Raw genomic sequence first — 5,080 nt, forward strand, 5'->3', positions numbered from 1 at the left:
AGGGCGGGGCGGGGCGGGGTGGGGGCAAGCTCCAAGGCTCAGATCCGACCCACACTTCCCCACCCCGCTCGACGTCGTCGGGTCGGCCCTCCCCATGAAGGGGAGGGAAACGCGCCGGGGTCACAGGGCGAAGGTGAAGCCGCCGTTGACGGGGTAGACCTGGCCGGTGATCCAGGGGGAGGCGTCGGAGGCCAGGAACTGGACCATGTTGGCGACGTCGTCGGGGCGGCCGGGGCGGCGGATGATGTACTTTTCCAGGGTGCGCTTCAGGCGTTCCGGGTCGCCGTTGAGGGTGCGCTCGACGGCCGGGGTGGCGGTGAGCGCGATGGCGACGCAGTTGGCGGTGATCTGGTAGCGGCCCAGCGTGCGGGCCACCGAGCGCATGAAGCCGGCGGCGCCGGCCTTGGCGCCGGCGTAGATCTCCATGCTGGCGTCGCCCCAGCGGCTGGCGTCGGAGATCACGGTGATGATGCGGCCGGGCGCTTGCCGGGCGAGCATGCCGGGGATGACGGCGGCGGTGCAGTTCATCACGCCGTACAGGTTGACGCCGATGAAGCTGTTCCAGACCTCGGGGCTGGTCTCCCAGAAGGGCTTGCCGAGTTCGGCCGACGGGGTGGCGCCGGCGTTGCCCGCGTTGTTGACCAGGACGCCGACGGCTCCCAGGTCGGCGGCGGCCTTGGCGACCATGTCCTTGACCGCGAGGTGGTCGGAGACGTCGCACTGCAAAGCCAGGGCCTTGCCGCCTGCGGTGCGGATCCCCTCGGCCACGGCTTCGGCGCGGGCCAGGACGTAGTCGTTGACCACCACGCCGCCGGAGCCCCTGGCGTCGGCCAGCTGCAGGGCCACCTGGCGGCCGACGCCCTGGCCGGCGCCGGTGACGAGGGCGACGCGGCCGCCCAGATCGAGGATGTCGGTCATGCGATGGTTCCCGTCCCTTATGGTTGTTGCCGGGCAGTATCCGGCGGCGCCGTAGGGTCACGGAAGGGGCGGCGGCTCAGCTCTCCGCGGCGGCCATGGCGGCCCGGGAGGCGGCCATCATCTTGTCGAAGGCGCCGCTGCGGATCAGTTCGCGGCGCTCCTCGAGGCCGCGGTGGAGTTCGGCCAGGGTCCTGGCGGCGTGTTCGTTGCGCTGGATCGCGGCCCAGTAGGCGGCGACGTTGGGGTTGGCGGGGATCGGGTTGTCGAGGCCGGTGGCCGGCAGCACGTTCTCGACCAGGAACAGGCCGGGGACCAGGGCGCAGTCGGCCATGGTTAGGCGGCCGCAGCAGGCGAAGCCTTCCTGGCCGGCCTCAAGGCCGATCAGCTTGTCCAGCGCCTTGATGTTGCGCACCACCTGGCCGCCCAGCAGCTCGACGATGCCGTCGTTGCGGGTGGCGGCGCGGCTCTGCGGCGAGAGCATGAACATGTTGTTCATGATGTAGATGTCGCCGATGCGGGCGACGGTACGGATGTGGGCGGTCTCGCGCGGCGTGGTCCCGAGCAGCGAGGGCGTGGGGTAGATCTCCTCGAGGTATTCGGCGATCACCTCGGATTCCGGCATCATGTCGCCGTCGATATCCAGCACCGGGATGCGGCCGATGGGATGGTCCTGGCGGAACTGGGGCGTGCCGAAGGTGGCGGGCCGTTCCAGCGCGATGTCGGTGATGCCCTTGGCGTAGATCTGCATCCGAACGCGGGCGGAATAGGGGCTGAGATCCCCGGAGTAGAGCTTCATCATGGTCGGGCGCTCCTTGGCGCGGCGGGTGCAGATGCGCCTGCTTAGGGAATTCGCGACGGGGGCGCCATGACCTAAAGCGGTGGCGGGCTGTGGAAGCTATGACGCGTGCATCGGTTGGGGTCTGGGGTGGCGAGAGGAACGCCGATATGCGGACACCGATCACGCTGACCGGCCTGCTCAATGGGCTGGCGCCGCGGCTGCGCCTGCCTGTGCGGCGGGGACGGACGGTGGCGGCGCCGGCGTTCAACCTGCCGCCGCGGGCGTCGGCGGCGCGACCGGGAAGTTAGCGCGCGCGGGCGGCGCGCCGCCTATTTCGGCTTCACGAAGCGGAACAGGAACTGGTCGGTATGGCGGCGCACGGTGGGGTCGAAGACCATCCGGGTGCGGTCGTCGGCGGGGTTGGCCAGGATGTCGCTGCGGGCGTCCAGCCTGAAGCCGGCGGCCTTGGCCAGGCTCAGCACCACCGCCGGATCGATGCGGTGGATCGTGCCGCCGGTGGTGGTGGGCGCGCCGGCGGTGGCCGCGTGGTCCATGGCCACGAAGACGCCGCCCGGCTTCAGCACCCGCCAGATCTCGGCATAGGTCGTGGCGGGGTCGCCCAGGCCAGGGGAGTTCTTGGGTGTGTAGAAGACCTCATGCGGGCCCAGGATCCACAGCACCCGGTCGACCGAGGCGTCGGGGGCGGCCAGGGCGTCGAAGCGGGTGGTGGTGTCGGTGACGTTGGCCAGCCCGCCGTTGGCGCGGCGTGCGGCCATGGCGGGGCCGGAATAGGCGAACTCGACCGGGTTCTGGGTAATCACCTTGCCCTTGGGGCCGACGGCGCGGGAGATGATCTCGGTGAACCAACCGCGTCCGACCTCGACCTCCAGCACGGTCTCGCCGGGGCGTAGCTGGGCGAAGGCGGCGACCTCGGCGGGCTTGCGCGCGGCGTCGTCCTTGCGGTCGGCCTCGGGGCGGGCGGGATCGGCGAGGATGGCGGCGTAGTCGGCGGCCTTCAGCGGCGGCGGGGCGGCGGCCAGGGCCGGGAGGGCGGCCATGGCGAGGGCCGCGACAGCCGCCGCCAGGGTGCGGCGCGAGAATATCGTCATGTGAGGTCCCCCCAGCCGGTCTGCGCCGGTGGGCCACTGTAAGGGCCGTTGGGGCCGCAGGCCAAGGGCGCGCCTTGACAGGCCGGGGCGGGCGGGATTGCGATCCCTACAAAGCTTGAGGGACGCCGATGCGGACTATCGATGGGCGCGCATGGGCGGGACCGGTCGCGGCGCTGATGCTGCTGGCGGGGTGCTCGGGCGAAAAGGGCGCGGCGACCAAGGCCACGCCGCCGCCCGCCGGACCGGTGGCGGCCGCGCCGCTCGCGGCGCCCGGCCCGCTGGTCCCGCCGGGTCCGCCCGAGGGAGCGGACGCGGTGGATGCGGCGCTGAAGGCGGCCCAGGACTTCGACGCCGCGGCCGCCGCCGCGCTGGCCGGGATCGGCAAGGCCCAGGCGCGGATCCACGCCGCGGCCGGCCGGGCGCTGGAGCTGGCGGGCAAGGGCGCGAGCGATGCGGAGCGGCCGGCGCTGGCGGCCAGGGTGCTGGCGGCGCGCAACGAGGCGGAGGCGGCGCATGGCGGGCTGGTCGCCGGGCTGGCGGCGCTGAAGAGCCAGGCGGCCGAGCGGAACGCGTTGGTGGAGGCGGCGGTGGCGCAGTGCGCCCTGGCGCCGGAGTTCGCGACCTATCCGGGCTGCGTGGCGCTGAGCGCCGAGCAGGCGCCGATGGCGACCAACACCGACGCCCTGACCCAGCGCCATGCGGCGGCGGAGGCCGCCTGGGCGGCCGAGCGGGCGCGGCTGGACGAGGCCTCGGCGACCTTGGCCCTGTCGCGGTAGGCGTCTACGCGGGGACCGGGCGACGGCGGCGGAGCGCGACGCCGACCGCGCCGAAGCCCAGGATCAGCATCGTCCAGGTGGCCGGCTCGGGCACGCCGGCCGTGCCGATGTCGCCGGGGTCGAGGGGCGCGTGCGGGGGAATGAGCGCGGCGGCGACACTGCCTACCGAGTGGTCCAGATACCCGACGCCGGCGTGGGCGCGGTATAGCTCGTAGGTCGTCGCGTTGTCGGAGAACAGGTTGTACTCGTCGCCCGAGGCCGCGGCGAAGAACAGGCCCGGATTGGAGAAGTGCGGCGCGGCGGCCCAGACCACGTTGTCGAATATGAACATGCCATCGGCGCTGTAGGACGCGAACGGCTGGCTGGGATTGGCGACCAGGTGGGTGACCGTGTCGCCGTCGACGGCGCCGGAGACCCCCAGGACATCGTAACCGCCCACCGCGTTCAGGGCGTCGGCGACGTCGAGGGTCAGGGTGGCCAGGGCCGGGGCGCCGGACTGGGCCGCGTAGGTCACCAGCCAGGTGGAGGCCTTGGCCTGGCCGGCGGCCGTCGCCAGCCCCAGAGCGGCGCCGAACGCCGCGATCGCCTTGCCCAAACGCCTCATGGAAGCATACCCCATCAGCGCCCGCGGCTGAGCGGGCTTCGGCTGACGTACGCAATGTAGGCCGCAGGGGTTTCAGAACCGTTGTGCGGCAGGACGTCTCAGGCTGGGGCGAGGCGGCGGAGCGCGGCGCCCAGCAGGCCGAAGCCCAGCAGGCTGAGCGCCCAGGCCGACGGCTCCGGCACGCCGGGCGTGGACTGCACCAGGATGTTGTCCAGGTAGCCGGCGTCGGCGCCGCTGGCCCCGAAGGTGTCGAACAGCACGGTGCTGTAGCCCGGGGTGGGCGCGCCGGCGCAGGGGCCGTTGTCGCCGCAGAACGCCAGGCCGCTGGCCAGGGACGCGCCGTCCAGCTTCACGCCGAAGGTCTGGGCGCCGTAGTCCAGCAGGATGTCGACGCGGTGCTTGGTGTCGCGGCTGAACGTGCCGATGGTGGGGAAGCCGCTGGTGATGGCGCGGATGGCGTCGGTGTTGGCGTCGACGTCGATGCCGCCGGTGAAGCCGAGCAGGCTGGGGCCGATGGCGGAGAACTGCCAGGACCGATCCGCGGTGCTGTGGGTCAGCAGGATGTCGGCGCTGACCGTGACCTTGGTGATGGCGGAGGTGTCGATATGGAAGGGGCCGCTCTGGCCGCTGGCCACGGCGCCGGTGATTTTGGCCGATTGCAGGCCGTCGATCGGTATCCCGTCGTCCACCATGACCGCGCCGCTGCTGCCGAACGTGTTCCAGCCGTTCTGGCCGCCGAGCAGGCCGGTGCTGTAGGTCGGGGCCTCGAAATCGGTCTGGTAGATGATGGTCGCGTGGGCGGCCGAGGTCATGAGCAGGGCGGCGGCGGTGGCCGCGAGGCCGGCGACGAGACGCATGGCGTAACTCCCCCAGAGGCAGTGTTAACCATCCTGGC

General features: G+C 72.2%; 7 protein-coding genes. 2 read left to right on the forward strand and 5 right to left on the reverse strand.

Features of this window, described 5'->3' with window-relative positions; translation table 11 throughout:
* Positions 1-120 precede the first annotated feature (120 nt).
* Together Q0R13_RS16940 and Q0R13_RS16945 are read right to left on the reverse strand one after the other, a co-directional pair.
* Positions 121-918 (reverse strand): SDR family oxidoreductase, encoded by a 798-nt coding sequence (locus Q0R13_RS16940; protein ID WP_293906095.1) that lies wholly within the window; start codon positions 916-918, stop codon positions 121-123.
* 76 nt (positions 919-994) lie between these two features.
* Positions 995-1,717 (reverse strand): glutathione S-transferase N-terminal domain-containing protein, encoded by a 723-nt coding sequence (locus tag Q0R13_RS16945; protein ID WP_293906097.1) that lies wholly within the window; start codon positions 1,715-1,717, stop codon positions 995-997.
* 146 nt (positions 1,718-1,863) lie between these two features.
* On the opposite strand from Q0R13_RS16945, the gene Q0R13_RS16950 reads away from it, so the two are divergent.
* Positions 1,864-2,004, forward strand: a complete 141-nt coding sequence (locus tag Q0R13_RS16950; protein WP_293906099.1) for a hypothetical protein — start codon at positions 1,864-1,866, stop codon at positions 2,002-2,004.
* 21 nt (positions 2,005-2,025) lie between these two features.
* Here Q0R13_RS16950 and Q0R13_RS16955 read toward each other — a convergent pair whose 3' ends face one another.
* A complete protein-coding gene (locus tag Q0R13_RS16955; protein ID WP_293906101.1) occupies positions 2,026-2,805 on the reverse strand; it encodes a methyltransferase domain-containing protein in 780 nt (259 codons plus the stop codon).
* Between the two features lie 128 nt (positions 2,806-2,933).
* Here Q0R13_RS16955 and Q0R13_RS16960 point away from each other — a divergent pair, with 128 nt between their 5' ends.
* Positions 2,934-3,581 carry a hypothetical protein gene (locus tag Q0R13_RS16960; protein WP_293906103.1) on the forward strand — a complete coding sequence of 216 codons (648 nt, stop codon included), beginning with the start codon at positions 2,934-2,936 and terminating at the stop codon, positions 3,579-3,581.
* A 4-nt stretch (positions 3,582-3,585) separates the two neighbouring features.
* On the opposite strand, the gene Q0R13_RS16965 is transcribed toward Q0R13_RS16960, so the two are convergent.
* Both Q0R13_RS16965 and Q0R13_RS16970 read right to left on the reverse strand, forming a co-directional pair.
* On the reverse strand, positions 3,586-4,185 hold the full coding sequence (locus Q0R13_RS16965) for a PEPxxWA-CTERM sorting domain-containing protein (protein ID WP_293906105.1): 600 nt from the start codon (positions 4,183-4,185) through the stop codon (positions 3,586-3,588).
* Between the two features lie 98 nt (positions 4,186-4,283).
* Positions 4,284-5,042, reverse strand: coding sequence for a PEPxxWA-CTERM sorting domain-containing protein (locus Q0R13_RS16970; protein ID WP_293906107.1), 759 nt, complete (start codon positions 5,040-5,042; stop codon positions 4,284-4,286).
* Positions 5,043-5,080: the final 38 nt, after the last annotated feature.

Origin of the sequence: Phenylobacterium sp., from assembly GCF_025351295.1 — a bacterium.
Lineage (GTDB): Bacteria > Pseudomonadota > Alphaproteobacteria > Caulobacterales > Caulobacteraceae > Phenylobacterium.

Coding starts and splice junctions, on each gene's coding strand:
- Q0R13_RS16955 (WP_293906101.1), bottom strand. CDS start 2,805: ATGACGATATTCTCGCGCCGCACCCTGGCGGCGGCTGTCGCGGCCCTC.
- Q0R13_RS16970 (WP_293906107.1), bottom strand. CDS start 5,042: ATGCGTCTCGTCGCCGGCCTCGCGGCCACCGCCGCCGCCCTGCTCATG.
- Q0R13_RS16940 (WP_293906095.1), bottom strand. CDS start 918: ATGACCGACATCCTCGATCTGGGCGGCCGCGTCGCCCTCGTCACCGGC.
- Q0R13_RS16945 (WP_293906097.1), bottom strand. CDS start 1,717: ATGATGAAGCTCTACTCCGGGGATCTCAGCCCCTATTCCGCCCGCGTT.
- Q0R13_RS16965 (WP_293906105.1), bottom strand. CDS start 4,185: ATGAGGCGTTTGGGCAAGGCGATCGCGGCGTTCGGCGCCGCTCTGGGG.
- Q0R13_RS16950 (WP_293906099.1), top strand. CDS start 1,864: ATGCGGACACCGATCACGCTGACCGGCCTGCTCAATGGGCTGGCGCCG.
- Q0R13_RS16960 (WP_293906103.1), top strand. CDS start 2,934: ATGCGGACTATCGATGGGCGCGCATGGGCGGGACCGGTCGCGGCGCTG.